We start from the raw sequence: 14,120 nt of genomic DNA on the forward strand, positions 1-14,120 counted from the left end.
ACAAGCCCCCCCAACATGAAACAGAGGATTCAGTTATGAGCCATACCGACCCTATCGTCATTGTCAGTGCTGCCCGAACTCCGTTAGGAGGCTTTCTTGGGAACTTTAAGGAAGTCACCGCTGCGCAGCTGGGTGCGGTTGCAATTCGTGCCGCCGTGGAACGAGCCAGTCTACAGCCCAGTGATATTGGCGAGGTCATCATGGGATGCGTGCTACAAGCTGGACAAGGCCAGGCTCCGGCTCGCCAAGCTGCCCTGTTGGCAAATCTTCCAGAGCAGGTAGTGTGCTCAACAGTCAATAAGATGTGCGGCTCCGGCATGAAAGCGCTGATGTTCGGTCACGACCTTCTCTACACTGGGAGTGCGCAGGTGGTGGTTGCCGGAGGTATGGAAAGCATGTCAAACGCTCCCTATCTGTTGGAGCGAGCTCGCTCTGGCTATCGCATGGGCCACAGCAAGATTATTGATCATATGTTTCTCGATGGATTGGAAGATGCCTACGAGAAAGGCCGACTGATGGGCACATACGCCGAAGACTGTGCTCAGAGTTATGGATTCACTCGAGGCCAGCAGGATGAGTTTGCGATCAGCTCGTTGACGCGAGCTCAGAACGCAATCACCGAAGGGCGTTTCCAGGACGAGATTGTCCCTGTGCTGGCTTCGTCTGGCCGTGAGACGGTTTCGATTGAACGCGATGAACAACCGGGTAAGGCCCGGATCGACAAAATTTCTACGTTGAAACCTGCTTTTCGCGAAGGCGGGACGGTGACTGCGGCGAACTCCAGTTCTATTTCGGATGGCTCGGCTGCCCTCGTGCTGATGCGCTTGTCTGAAGCCGAGTGTAGAGGCCTTACACCGTTGGCCCGGATAGCAGGTCATGCATCCTACGCGCACGCTCCCGGCCTCTTTGCCACCGCTCCGGTCGGTGCGATTAAACGCTTGCTCGAGCGAACCAACTGGTCAATAAAGGATGTTGACCTCTTTGAGATCAATGAGGCCTTTGCCGTGGTTCCCATGGTTGTTATCCGAGACTTGAACGTCGGACATGAGCAATTAAATGTCCACGGTGGGGCATGCGCTTTGGGGCACCCGATTGGCGCGTCAGGCGCACGTGTTGTTGTTACGTTGGTAAATGCCTTGAGGCAGAACACGCTAAAGCGTGGCATCGCTTCTGTGTGCATTGGTGGTGGCGAGGCGACCGCGATTGCTATCGAACTCCTCTCATAGAGCAGCGTTGACTAGCTGTAATAAGCCTCCTGCGCCTCGCTGATCTTTTTTTGCTCAAAGGATCTGCCTGCGAACTACCAGATCCTAATAGTTGATCAAGTCGAAGGGGTTGGCTTGATCACGCTTAACCGCCCAGACGCGCTGAATGCGATCAACACAACGCCTGACCAGAAAGAAGGGATGCGAGCATTTGTGGAGAAACGCACAGCTAGTTTTGAGCGGCAGTGTCGCGGGTTCAACGCTGCAAAATCGAGTAGATACCGTGGCAGAGAAAGAGCTGTTTTGGGAAGACTTCACCCTAGGTAGAATTTGGACAGCCAAGCAATCTGCTCCTATCGCAACGGAACAAATTATCGCCTTTGCTGCCGAGTACGATCCTCTCGATATACATATTGATCCTGACCTTGCCCGTTCGAGTCCGCTTGGGGTGCACTGTGCCAGCGGGGTACAGACGTTCGGTATCTCGCAACGTTTGATGTGTGATGCCTTACTGCTTCAAACAAACGTCGTTGCGGGTGGGAAGATCGATGGCTTTAGGATGGTTGCTCCAGTGGTGCCTGGAGACATTCTCAAGCTCTCAGCTCAAGTCGTTCGATCACTCATCCACGCAGGAAACCATGAACGAGGGTGGGTTGTATTTAAAGTTGACGTCGCTACGACGGAGGGGAAAACCGTCCTTGTTTATGAGGTGACGGTATTGATACTGCGCAGGGGCGCTCAGGGTGGGTCTTTACCTGGAAACGTCGGCCAGCAGTGAGGCTCCTGTGGCCCTCTTTTGGCCAGAAACGCACAGATTGTAGCGCCAGCTAGACGTTACTCAATAGACCCAGGAGATGCTTGATCTCTGCGCCGAGAAGAACAACCGCCTCTCTCAAATGAGAGACAAGGAGGCCCTCGAAGGGCCCTTTTGTACTCAAACCAAACTCACTTGGTCAGACAAGACTCGACACGCGGCATTAGATTCTGACGCTGTCGAACGACGTCCAACCGTCAAGATGTCGCTTCATGCTGTTCAATAACAAACGCAATCTCGACGTTTCTTTCTTCATAAATCAAAGGGTTCTTCAGAAAGACCTTTGAAAAAACGATTAGCGTTGCTTACGTAGCCTTTGGCATTGGCTCGTAATCCTGCCTGCTGATCTTCCGTGAGGGTGCGAACGACCTTGGAGGGAGACCCCAGCACCAACGAGCCGTCAGGAATAATCATGTTTTCGGTCACTAGCGCCTTGGCCCCGATCAGGCAGTTCGTACCAATTCGAGCGCCATTCAGTACGACTGCCTGAATGCCTATCAAGCTGCCGTCGCCGACTTGGCAACCATGGAGCATGGCTTGATGGCCAATGGTGACGTCTTTTCCCAACGTCAACGGAAATCCTGGATCAGAATGCAGAACCGCTCCGTCCTGGACATTCGTCCCTGGCCCAATCGAGATCTGCTCATTGTCGCCGCGAATCACCGCGCCAAACCAAACACTGGATCCTTCCTCTAGACGTACCCTGCCGATTACAGCTGCTGTAGGGGCAATCCAACTGCGCGGATGTGCTTCGACACTTTGGTCTCCCAAGCGATATTTCATCGAAAATTCCTTCTATGTAGGTGTGTCCGCTTTACGCTCATGTCGTGAATTGCCAGCTGTACAAATTAGCGCGGGGAAACAGGTGGATTGGGCGGGAATGTCATGGATACCGCCTCCACTCCCACCCAGCCAGTCTCGCGTCTTTACTGCACAGGCAACACATAACTCCGTTAGTGGTGTCCTGAATCTCATCTGAAGTGAGGTGATGCCTGGCAGCAGCATCCTGACGGGCAATACGCCCGTCAGCGCATGCTCATACAGGCTGTCTCCGGCCTTGCAACCCTTGCTTATCCGCCTTGCGTTCATGTCCCTGACGCAACCGCAATGCTGCAATCGCCGCGACCACCAGGACAATCGCTACGATTTTCATGCCATCCATCGCATTGCCTGTACTTTGCTCGATCAACCCCATTACAGAGGGGCCGACAAAACCGCCCAGCAAACCGCATGAGTTGACGAATCCCAGGCCACCTGCAAGCGCCGCGCCCTTGAGCCGCGAAGCGGGATAGAGAAAAATGATCGACTGCACCACGAAGAACATGACCGCCGAAACGCAGAAGCCCAGCAGACTGACCACCGGCCCCGCCAACGATGCGATTCCCAGTCCTGCGGCCATTGTCAGCAAACCCACTACCAACATCTGCCGGGAACGCTGCGGTGTAGTGGCAAATCGGGGCAAGGCAATAGCGCCTACTGCTGCTGCCAACCAGGGCAAGGATGTCAGCAATCCGATTTGCAAGGTGCTCAGATCACCGTATTTGCCGATGATGCCGGGCAGGAAAAAGATCACCGTGTAGACAGTGATCTGATGGCAGAAGTAGACAAGAATCGCCAACAGAATCTGTGGGGTCAGGCATTGCTTGAACGAGTGGCCACCTCGACCGGCACCCTCCTCCGATTCTGCAGCCAACATCCGCTCGATCTGTTCGGCTTCTGCGGCGCTCAGCCATGGCGCCTTGTTCGGACGATCCGGCAATTTTTTCCAGACCACCATGGCGAAGAACACGGCCGGCAGGCCTTCAAGCATGAACATCCACTGCCACCCACGCCAGCCCCATACACCGTCCAGTTGCATGAGCGCGGCGCCCAGCGGCCCGCCAATGATGTTGGCAAAGCACACACCTAATAGAAAATAGCCGGTAGCACGGGCTCGCTGTTCCCGGCCGAACCAGTACGTCAGGTACAGCATGACACCAGGAAACAGGCCCGCCTCAGCGATGCCCAACAGCAGACGTAATACATAGAACGACGTTTCGCCCTGGACAAAAGCCATCGTCGCAGAGATCAAACCCCAGGTAACCATGATCCGCGCTATCCAGAACCTCGCGCCGACTTTGTGCATGATCAGATTGCTGGGAATTTCCGAGAGCGCATAGGTGAGAAAGAACAACCCTGCTCCCAGCCCGTAAGCGGCAGCAGAAATGCCCAGATCAACGTCCAGATGGTGCTTGGCCAGTGCGATATTCGTCCGGTCAAGAAAGCTCAGCACGTAAGCCGCAATCAACAATGGCATGAGTTTTACAAACATCAGTCTGTTCAACGTTGCCGGATCACGGGGTTCGGAAAGCGCGTCGGGTTTATTTATTATTGTCATCGGACTAACCTTTTCGAGTTTTCATGAGCAAGTCTCGGACGCGGGCGGTCGAGACATGGAAGGATCACAGGCTCGGCTGCGCCGCACGTGCTTGGGGCAGGTTGGGGAAACAGTTGCAGGAACGCCCCGTCCAGCGCGCAGCTAGCCATCACGATGAAGCACACGGAGTAACCGCCCAGGCTGATCAGTGTGCCCATCAATACCGGAGCGCGCAGACCGTCCGGCTCTGCGCCCTCATCCGAGCGAAAAAAATGCGATGTTAAAAATCGACCTTGTCCTTGCCCTTGAGGTCAAGCATTTCCCGGGCCTCATCCGGTGTTGCCACGCGAGCGCCCAGGGCTTCGATGATCGTGCGAATGCGCTTGACCTGATCGGCGTTGGACGCGGCCAGTTTGCCCGGGCCGTCCCACAGCGAATCCTCAAGGCCGACGCGCACATGACTGCCCATCGACAGGCCCATGGTGCCCAGGGGAATCTGATTGCGACCGGCACCGAGAATTGACCATTGGTAAGCGTCGCCGAACAGGCGGTCAGCCGTACGCCGCATGTGCGCCAGGTCTTCCGGGTGGCCACCAATGCCTCCGCGCAGACCGAACACCGACTGAATGAAAATCGGCGCCTTGAGCAACCCGCGCTGCAGGAAGTGCGCAGCGGTGTACAGGTGGCCAATGTCATAGCACTCAATTTCAAAGCGGGTGCGGTTTTCGGCACAGGCGTTAAGGATGTGAGCTATATCGCGGAAGGTGTTACGGAAGATCCGATCGTCACTCTCGGCGAGGTACGGCCGCTCCCAGTCGTGCTTGAACTCGGTGAAACGATCGAGCATTTCGTACAGCCCGAAGTTCATCGATCCCATGTTCAGCGATGCCAGCTCCGGCTTGAGTTGCGCCACAGGCTGCAAGCGTTCTTCCACGCCCATGGTCGGCGCCCCGCCGGTGGTGATGTTGATCACCACATCACTCTTGGCCTTGATTTGCGGCAAGAACTGACGGAACAGATCGACATCCTGACTAGGCCGCCCATCAATAGGATCGCGAGCATGCAGGTGAACAATCGATGCACCGGCCTCGGCGGCACCGATGGCGGCGTCGGCAATTTCCTGAGGCGTGATCGGCAAATGTGGCGACATCGACGGTGTATGGATAGCGCCAGTGACTGCGCAGGTAATGATGATAGGGCGTTTTTTGGACATGAGTTTTCTCCGTTCTTGTTCTTGACGAGAAAGTTATTGGGAGTTACTCGACGCGGACTATGTCCGGCCGTTGTTGCGATCGGGGTCGAGACGCTTAGAGGTACTCGACGTTGCCATCCACACTGATGGCCTGGCCGGTCACGTTGCGTGCAGCGGGTGAGCACAGAAACAGAGCCATGGCGGCGACGTCCTCGGCAGTGACCATGCGTTTGAGCGAGATCTTTTTCAGGTACTCCTCACGCATCTCGGCTTCAGGCACTTTCATCTGCTCAGCGCGGGCGCGAATCACACCGTCCATGCGCGGGCCTTCGACGATGCCAGGCAGCAAGGCGTTGACGCGAATGTCGCTTTCACCCAACTCGGACGCCAGGGATTTCATCAGGCCGATGATGGCCCACTTGGTCGCGGCGTACGGTGTGCGCCAGGCGTAACCCAAGCGGCCGGCCACCGAAGCGATGTGGATCAGATGCGCGTTGGGTGACGCTTTAAGCAGCGGCACCGCTTGATGAGCAAAGCGGTACTGCCCAGTGAGGTTGATGTCGATAGTGCGCTGCCATTCTTCGTCAGTGATCGCGTCGATCCCAGCGGTCGGCCCGGCAATTCCGGCGTTATTGACCAAGACATCGAGACCGCCAAACTGTTCGCGCTGAACCTTGAATACTGCTTCGATCTGCGCAGGGTCACCAACGTCCGCACGGGTGGCAACGCTATTCGGGTAACGGTCGCGGAACGCCGCAATAGCGGCTTCGCTGACATCACACACATGAACTTTGGCACCTGCTTCCATATAAGCCGCTGCCAACACTTCACCGATCCCGGCTGCGCCGCCAGAGATCAGTACCCGCAGGCCGGTGTAGGGAATCAGTCGATTGAGAACGCTCATGCTTTTTTCACTCCAGAGACAGGCGACCGTGAACGGCCGCTCTTGACGATCAGGCGCGCCAAGGAGTCGGCGGCCTGCATGATGTCGTCGGTGACTGCCGCTCGGGCCGCAGCTCCATCACGCGCGGCCAGAGCCTCAACGATGCGGTTGTGAGCTTCCATTGAGCGCTGAAGATGCGCTTCGTCGGGTGCTACGAGCGCAAAGCAGGGGCCCATGTGCAGCCAAAAATTCTCTACTGCCGCGATGGTCAGTTCAGCTTTAGCAACCGCGTATATGCGCCGGTGGAAAGCAAAGTTCGTCCACAGATAGCGGGCCACATCGACACTGTCGGCGGCTTGCTGCATCTGGTCGCACAGGTGGCTGATGTCTTTAAGGTCGTTATCGTTGAGTAGGAGAACCGCCTTCTCAGCGAGCAGACCTTCGAGCGCAACTCGCGCGTCGCGGATCTCGCGCAGCCGTTCGGGAGTCATCATGCGGACACGCAGGCGGGAGGTCTCGGTGACCTCGAAGGCGTTTTCTGCGCTGAGTCGATTGAGCGCTTCGCGCACTGGCATCGGGCTGGAACCCAGCGCCTCGGCCAGACCTCGGATTGTCAGTTTCTGGCCTGGCTGGAAGCGGCCGCTCATCAGCGCTTCACGGATCTGACGGTAGACCTGATCCTGGAGGGTGTCGCGGGAAACCTGACGCATCGTGGGCAGGAGGATTGGGCTATCTGTCATGAGTTAAAGCTCACATTGGACATTCTTGTGCGCCCAATATGTGATCACAAATAACATATGTCAAATTGTTTTTCGCCTGAACATCGTGGACAGAACCCAACGGCTAATGCGTGCAAAGGAGATGCCTTAGGGGCTGAGCCTCACAATTTTCCGTAAGCAGCCTGCATATGTGGAACCCCCATCTCGCTTGCAGATCAATCCAGTATGGGGAGCAAAGATGGTGATCTATGACGGCAAACGAAGACTTGATGGATTGGAATGCCCACTGGCGACTCTCTAACGGCGTCATATCTTGCCGGGCGTGCCAATCGCAGCAACGAGAGGCTGATCGGGGCGCCGCGTTTGCACACTCTCAGGGCTGTGGACATGCAGGACAGAGGCGTAATCCGTGGGATGACCTGGATTCCATATGTAAAAAATTCGGCGGCATCATCTAGGCCCACACCTAAAACCGCCCTGGATAACTGTCATCAAAAAAGGGCCCTCGTAGGGCCCTTTTTGTACTCAAACCAAAATCACTTAGTCAGCCAAGACTCATCGAATGCTCACCGATTCTATGGCTAGGCTTGTTGTGCCCGCGTTATCGATGGCTCATTACACCTTTGCCCGCTAGCGGCCACAAGCAAACCCCAATAACGCTTGAGGCGCGTCTACTAGCAACGACCGCATAAGCTGAGTCGAACACTCCAACGCTTGAAGCTGCTCCACCACCGTTCCGAAGCCAATGCTTCCTTCATGTTGGGTATGGGGCCAATCGCTGCCCCATACCAACCGGCGAAGGCCGAAGTTCTGCTCCAGTAACGGCAATGCAGTCCGGGCAAAATCGAGGTTCTGTTGTGGCGTACCTGCAAGGCGATAGATACCGGAGACTTTCATCCACACTTGGCCGCTCAGCCCCAATTCCAGAATCTCGGAAAAGCCAGGTTGATCGACGCTCAAACGCGCATCCGGACGACCGAAGTGATCGATGACGAGTTTGATGCCGAACGGCATCAGTTGACGAATCAGTTTCGGCAAATCCTCCACGTGGCGGTGCAACTCGACATGCCAATCCAGATCAGCGATGTGGCCGAAAAAGTCTTTCCAGGCAGCGTCGCGAAAGTCAGGTAAGGCTTTGCCCATCAGGTTCAAGCGAACGCCGACAACGCCCAGTCGAGCCATGTCGTTCAACATGGCGCGGCTGACGTCTCGCTCCACCACCACGACCCCTCGCAATTGCTTCGGCGCCTGCCGCAGTGCCGCCAGCAAATAGCTGTTGTCGGTGCCGAGAAAGCTCGGCTGCACCAACACGCCATGACTCAAGCCATGGGCTTGCAAGTGCTGCAAATACTGCGCAAGCGTGGCGTCGTAGCCAGGGGTATAGCGCCGTGCGATGGCCAGGTTCAGTTCGCGGCTGAATACATGAGCATGGGAATCGATGCCGGTGATCGGTGTAGAACAGGTATCAGGCATGGGTTTCATCTATCAAAAGTAATGGTCATCAGGCCCGGGCACTCTCGTTACCACTGACAGTGGCTTGCACCGATGCATTCGAGGCTTCGAGGCTGCGACCACGGGTTTCAGGCAAGCAAAGTGCAGCAATCACTGCCACACCGTAGGCAATCCCGGCGTCGATGCCAATCGCAGAACCCAAGGACATGGAGTCGCTCATGTGGCCGACCAGAAACGGGAATACTGCGGAGAGCACTCGGCCAAAGTTGTAGCAGAAACCGACGCCGGCGCCGCGCACGTCCGCTGGGTACAGCTCGTTGAACAGCGCCCCGAGGCTCGCCGGAATGCCGGCCGCGAAGAAGCCGAGCGGGAACCCCAGGAACAGCATCTGGGTATTGGTCAACGGCAGGAACACATAACACTGAACGGTGACGACACAGCACAGCGCGAACAGAACGATGTTTTTGCGACGGCCAATACGGTCGATCAAAAATCCGCTGACCACACACCCACACCAGAAGGCGAAGATGATCACCGCCAGGTAGCCGCCCGAGTTCAGAACCGACAGGTTACGCTCGGTCTTGAGGAACGTCGGCAGCCACGTCATCACCGCGTGATAACCACCGTGCGCACCCAGGCCCAACAGACCACCGAACAACGTCACGCGGATCAGTTCGGGACGGAAAATGCCAGACAGGGATTTAAAGAAACTTTGCGGGATGGCGTTTTCTTTTTGCAGGCGCTGGAAGCTGTCGGGCTCCTCGACATTGCGCCGCACCCAGATGATCAGGAACGACGGTAGCAACCCGACCAGGAACATCACACGCCAGGCCATGTCCTGCGGCACAAAGGAGTAAATCAGCGTAAACACCCCCACCGCCAGCCCCCAACCCACAGCCCAGGCGCTTTGGACGGTACCCATCACCTTACCGCGATAGTTAGGATTGATTGTCTCGGCCATCAGCACCGCGCCGGCAGCCCACTCGCCACCAATACCGAAACCCTGGAGCGCCTTGACGATCAAGAGCTGGTTAAAGCCGGTTACAAACGCGGAGAGAAAGGTAAAAAAGGAGAACCACAAAATCATCCACTGCAGCGTTCGCACCCGGCCGTAGCGGTCGGACAACGTCCCCCCTACCCAGCCACCAATGGCTGAAGTGACCAGGGTGACGCCGCTGATCAGCCCCGCGTCGCCCTTGGTCAGGGCGAAGGCGGCGATCAAAGCCGGAATCGCCAGCCCGAACATTTGTACTTCCAGTGCGTCGAGCGACCATCCGCCGAAGCAGGCCCAAAACGTTTTGCGCTCCCGAGGAGTGACTTGGCGATACCAGCTAAACATGATTCTTATCCTTATAGGTGGAACGTGAGGCAGCCGAGAGCGAACCGCGCCGCTACGGGGCCAGTCATGAAAAACAAGACAATGAAACCAGCGGCGAGCGCCTCGCCGCTTGACGATCCGCTACCAAGGCACGGGTTAGCGAATATCCACGCTGTAACGGAAGTGCTCGGCATGCCCGCGAGAACGACGCCATTCCAGCGGCGTACCGGCGTAATCACGCGCCAGCCTCTCGATCACCACCACCGGGCTGTTGATCGGGACTTGCAGCAATCGCGCGTGCACGTCATTCACCGATTCAGCGGTCAGCGTTTCTTCGGCCGAGGCGACGACCTGACCGCAGACCTCTTCATAGATCGGATACAACAGCGGCCCTTTGCGACTCAAGTCGATCTCCAGCAGCGGCTGGAAGCGGCTACGGGGCAACCAGATTTCTTCGGCGAGCACTGGCTGAACATCAAGCAGACGTACACGGACAATGCGTATAACTGGCGCGTCGAGTGGCAACCCTAACGCCTGGGCCACTGCCGATGGCGCGGCCACCGGTTCGATCGACAGGATGCGACTCTCTGGCACCTGGCGTTCGCCGGCAGCGGTTTTGAAACGGAAAAAACGGAAAAGCGAAGATTGAAACTGAGGCCTGCGAATGAAAGTACCTCGACCTTGCTGACGCTCCAGAATGCCCTCACTGACCAGTGCATCGACCGCTTTGCGCACGGTGCCGGTGGACAGTTGGTATTCCGCTGAAAGTGCGGCTTCGGTTGGGATTGCCTCGCCCGGGCGCCAGCGATTGTTGGCGATCTGTTCAGCCAAGTGGTCACGCAGACGTTGATAAAGCGGCAGGCGGACATCACTGGATAAAGAATTCATCGACTTTATTCACCTTGTTATCTAGTCATATATATGAATATTGGGACGAGTATTTGCCCAGACAGCTTGGCTGTCAATAAGGGTCAAGGCACTTTGCTGACGAATGGTGGCGCCAAGCCGCAGCCAATCTGCGTCAGGTCGACTGTGTAATTCTCGTCGCTGTCTCCCCTACCACCTCCCGAATCTTGTCCATCAACGCCTGCGCAGCCGGTGATTGAAGCGCTCCCGTCCTTGAGATAAAACCAATTGGCCGCGTGGTATGGCTTAGGGAAAGCGGCAGCTGAACAAGATCTCCGCTGAGCATTTCGTACTCCAACTGGTGTGCTGAAACAGCGGCGAGCATGTCTGAGCGCAGCAACACACCGCGCAAAATTGCCAGGTCGCCCGTTTCAATCACGGGGCTGGGTGCGGCGATACCGATGTGAAAAAAAATGCTTCCAGCAGTTGTCGCGCCGGGGAACCGGCACGAGGCAGGATCCAGCGGGCGGCACTCAAGTCTTCATAGACTGGCGTCCGTTTCAACCAAGGGTGGTCGTGGCGTACAAGGATCACCATTTCTTCCTGCAGCAACGCCTCGCTATGCAGGTCACTGGCGTAGGCCGACGGGCGTAGAGCGCCCAGCACAAAATCCACATCGCCTGCGCGCAGTTCGCTGGCCAACAAGTCGGACGGACTTTCGTTGGTGACGATTCGTACATGAGGGTGTTCCAGGGTCAGGCGCACTATGGCTTCAGGCAATATCCCCGTGCGCCCAAGAGGCAGGGCCCCTATGTAGACGACGCCTTGAAGGGAGCCACCCAACGCAGCGATGTCCGCATCGATGTGACGCAGCTCATTCAGGGCTCGGCGTACCCGCACCAACATTGCCAGGCATAAACGAGTCGGCAGCAAGCCGTGGGGGGTGCGTTCAAACAGGCTGCGGCCGCTACCCTGCTCAAGTATTTTGATAGCGGCGCTGATCGCTGGTTGGGACACCCCCAGGATGCTGGCGGTCGTTTGCATATGGTGGGTTTCGCAGAGCTTCGCAAACGCTTCCAGGCGCCTGGTCTGAAATAAGTAAAGCGGCTCGGCGGCCTTGCCAAAGGTTCCAGTGCTTCAGTACAACAACAGCCGACTGCTTCCTCAGACGTTCCAAGGCTGGCAGATTAACTCTACCGACGTAGATCGCCTGACCATAAACCTGGCTCAATTCGATAAAACGATCACACCCGACTCTACCGATCTTCAGGACATCTCCCTGGCGGTGAAGGACGGTCGCTACCGTGCAACGGGTGTCGGCGACAACTACCGATATGGCGGCGGGACATACAAGCTGACGCCAGAGCTGAGTGCAACGTACTTCTATGGCGAGCTTGATGACGTGTACCGTCAGCAGTTCGCTGGATTGATACACAACACTCGCCTCGGAAAGGGCACGTTGACCACTGACCTGCGTGTCTTCTCAAGTCGTGATGTTGGCGCAGCTAAAGCTGGAGAGGTTGATAACCGCGCATACGCCGCCGCGCTCGGCTACGCCCTGGATAATGGGCATAGTGTCATGGCGACCTATCAGGTCATGGGAGGTGCTACGGGCTTTCCTTACATCAATAACCCCTACCTTCCCAACTACGTTCAATATCACGACTTCGGAAGCGCTGGCGAACGTAGCTGGCAGCTGCGGTATGGTTACGACTTCGCAGCCATGGGCATTCCCGGCTTGAGCTTTTTTACGGCGTACATCCATGGAGATGGATTGAAGAAAGTCGGCACCGACAAGGAATGGGAGCGCGATGTGGATGTGAGCTATGCCTTTCAGGGGAGGCTCAAAGGTTTTTCTGTGCGTTTAAGGAACGCAACCTATCGTAGTGACGACGCCAGAGATATTGACGAGACACGCTTGATCGCACGCTACTTGTTCACATCCTTTTAAACGGCAATTGAGTGCCATTAGAAAGAAGTCGGTTTCGATGCGCAATGCGTCCAAAATCACTAATTGGATCGAGTCTAGCCGAGCGACCAACTCACGATGGCCGATGGAGTACCCCTCATCATCAGCTGCATTTTGATCGCAGTTTGCGAGGCAAGACATCTTCTTCCCCCGAACAAAAAAGGCCCTCGAAGGGCCCTTTTGTACTCAAACCAAACTCACTTGGTCAGCCAGGACTCCACGGTGTCCGAGCCAAATTTGGCTTTCCATTCCTTCAGAGTTTTGTTGTTGCCACCTTTGGTTTCCACGACTTCTCCAGATTCTGGATTTTTGTAGACCTTCACCTGGCGAGGCTTGCGAGAGCTGCTCTTCGACTCAGCAGCGGGTGCGCGACGACCTGCCTTTGGATCAAGTAGGTTGACGATGTCTTTTAAGCTGAAGCCATACTTCGCCAACAAGGCACGGAGCTTTGTTTCGAATTCGATTTCAGCCTTCAAGCCCGCGTCACCTTTGAGGGCTTCGAGTGCTTGAAGCTGTTCAGCTAGGTGTTTTTCGAGCTGGCGGAACTCTGCGAGCTTGGACATGGGAAATCTCTCCGTGAGTGTTAATCTAACGTTACACCAAAAACTCCGATTTGCATGAAGTAAGCGCGTTTACTTTGTTCATTAGGTCATATCCGTTGCAAGATTCGCACTTGAGCAAACGTCCATTAATCAATATTTGGCGACAAGAGAAGGTTCGTAAAATCGCAACGGAACATTGGTGTGATGGCGCCGCATCTGAATCTGGTTTACGGAACGGAATTGCCAGCGGAGGTGTCGTTTGTATTAGACACTTTGGTGTCGAAATCCCGTTCAGGTGGAGAGGTAGTTTTCATGAACAATATCATTTACATCGTTGGGGCAGTTGTGATCGTCCTAGTTATCCTGTCGTTTGTCGGTCTTGTATAGACTGCAAGCTGAAACCCATTCTGGTGGCGCCGGGAGCGGTTCAGTACGAGCCAAACCACGGTCTTCGGCGGCATTTTCCGACATGTATCCGACGACTCCTGACGGTCGCCACTTTGTGGTCAAAGGGAAGCTTTGGCGTTGCACCACCCCTTCACTGACAGCAGATGCACGGCAGCGCCTCGTCGACGAACTCATGGCAGCGCGAGGCGAGGTAAAGGCAGCGAAAGCCTCAGGTGATTCTGGGCAGATATCGGCGGCAAGGACAAAGGTTCAGAAGACCAAGGTGGAGCTCGGTGAACGCGGGCCTGTTTGGTGGGACGATGGGAGCCCTGACTTCAACAGGTATCAGGTCGCCAATACACCCTATGCTGATTGGTACCTTTCCATAACGCACTAACCGCATGCATCCAGAGGGGCGTGTGCAGATCAGTCGTACA

The 14,120-nt window shown here is 56.0% G+C and carries 13 protein-coding genes and 1 pseudogene; 4 read left to right on the forward strand and 10 right to left on the reverse strand.

What is annotated here, in order from left to right; genetic code table 11:
• Positions 1 to 35 precede the first annotated feature (35 nt).
• Together ACYZTW_RS17050 and ACYZTW_RS17055 are read left to right on the forward strand one after the other, a co-directional pair.
• Positions 36 to 1,226, forward strand: coding sequence for an acetyl-CoA C-acyltransferase (locus ACYZTW_RS17050; RefSeq protein WP_462000983.1), 1,191 nt, complete (start codon positions 36 to 38; stop codon positions 1,224 to 1,226).
• A 262-nt stretch (positions 1,227 to 1,488) separates the two neighbouring features.
• Complete coding sequence (locus ACYZTW_RS17055; protein WP_462000984.1) at positions 1,489 to 1,983, forward strand: MaoC/PaaZ C-terminal domain-containing protein; 495 nt, start codon at positions 1,489 to 1,491, stop codon at positions 1,981 to 1,983.
• 288 nt (positions 1,984 to 2,271) lie between these two features.
• Here the strand turns inward: ACYZTW_RS17055 and ACYZTW_RS17060 are convergent, their stop codons facing one another.
• The 9 genes and pseudogenes from ACYZTW_RS17060 to ACYZTW_RS17100 all read right to left on the reverse strand — a co-directional run.
• Positions 2,272 to 2,802 (reverse strand): gamma carbonic anhydrase family protein, encoded by a 531-nt coding sequence (locus tag ACYZTW_RS17060; RefSeq protein ID WP_462000985.1) that lies wholly within the window; start codon positions 2,800 to 2,802, stop codon positions 2,272 to 2,274.
• Between the two features lie 253 nt (positions 2,803 to 3,055).
• A complete protein-coding gene (locus tag ACYZTW_RS17065; RefSeq protein WP_462000986.1) occupies positions 3,056 to 4,396 on the reverse strand; it encodes an MFS transporter in 1,341 nt (446 codons plus the stop codon).
• Between the two features lie 259 nt (positions 4,397 to 4,655).
• The gene (locus ACYZTW_RS17070; RefSeq protein ID WP_462000987.1) at positions 4,656 to 5,588 is read right to left on the reverse strand and encodes a beta-keto acid cleavage family enzyme; all 933 of its coding nucleotides are present in this window, start codon (positions 5,586 to 5,588) and stop codon (positions 4,656 to 4,658) included.
• A 94-nt stretch (positions 5,589 to 5,682) separates the two neighbouring features.
• Positions 5,683 to 6,471: an SDR family oxidoreductase gene (locus ACYZTW_RS17075; RefSeq protein ID WP_462000988.1), complete on the reverse strand. Its 789-nt coding sequence runs from the start codon at positions 6,469 to 6,471 to the stop codon at positions 5,683 to 5,685.
• The gene (locus tag ACYZTW_RS17080) at positions 6,468 to 7,190 is read right to left on the reverse strand and encodes a GntR family transcriptional regulator (protein WP_462000989.1); all 723 of its coding nucleotides are present in this window, start codon (positions 7,188 to 7,190) and stop codon (positions 6,468 to 6,470) included. The genes ACYZTW_RS17075 and ACYZTW_RS17080 overlap by 4 nt, the downstream gene beginning before the upstream one ends.
• Positions 7,191 to 7,799: 609 nt before the next feature.
• Positions 7,800 to 8,642, reverse strand: a complete 843-nt coding sequence (locus tag ACYZTW_RS17085) for an amidohydrolase family protein (protein ID WP_462000991.1) — start codon at positions 8,640 to 8,642, stop codon at positions 7,800 to 7,802.
• 28 nt (positions 8,643 to 8,670) lie between these two features.
• Complete coding sequence (locus ACYZTW_RS17090) at positions 8,671 to 9,960, reverse strand: MFS transporter (RefSeq protein WP_462000992.1); 1,290 nt, start codon at positions 9,958 to 9,960, stop codon at positions 8,671 to 8,673.
• 135 nt (positions 9,961 to 10,095) lie between these two features.
• Positions 10,096 to 10,827 carry a GntR family transcriptional regulator gene (locus ACYZTW_RS17095; protein WP_462000993.1) on the reverse strand — a complete coding sequence of 244 codons (732 nt, stop codon included), beginning with the start codon at positions 10,825 to 10,827 and terminating at the stop codon, positions 10,096 to 10,098.
• Positions 10,828 to 10,960: 133 nt separating this feature from the next.
• Positions 10,961 to 11,904 (reverse strand): annotated as a pseudogene (locus tag ACYZTW_RS17100) (LysR family transcriptional regulator); the annotation flags it as partial.
• 13 nt (positions 11,905 to 11,917) lie between these two features.
• On the opposite strand from ACYZTW_RS17100, the gene ACYZTW_RS17105 reads away from it, so the two are divergent.
• A complete protein-coding gene (locus ACYZTW_RS17105) occupies positions 11,918 to 12,736 on the forward strand; it encodes an OprD family outer membrane porin (RefSeq protein ID WP_462000994.1) in 819 nt (272 codons plus the stop codon).
• 215 nt (positions 12,737 to 12,951) lie between these two features.
• Here ACYZTW_RS17105 and ACYZTW_RS17110 read toward each other — a convergent pair whose 3' ends face one another.
• Positions 12,952 to 13,317 carry a histone-like nucleoid-structuring protein, MvaT/MvaU family gene (locus tag ACYZTW_RS17110; RefSeq protein ID WP_462000995.1) on the reverse strand — a complete coding sequence of 122 codons (366 nt, stop codon included), beginning with the start codon at positions 13,315 to 13,317 and terminating at the stop codon, positions 12,952 to 12,954.
• A 448-nt stretch (positions 13,318 to 13,765) separates the two neighbouring features.
• On the opposite strand from ACYZTW_RS17110, the gene ACYZTW_RS17115 reads away from it, so the two are divergent.
• Complete coding sequence (locus ACYZTW_RS17115) at positions 13,766 to 14,080, forward strand: hypothetical protein (RefSeq protein WP_462000996.1); 315 nt, start codon at positions 13,766 to 13,768, stop codon at positions 14,078 to 14,080.
• The last annotated feature ends 40 nt before the right edge of the window (positions 14,081 to 14,120 follow it).

Source organism: Pseudomonas sp. LB3P25 (genome assembly GCF_054897985.1).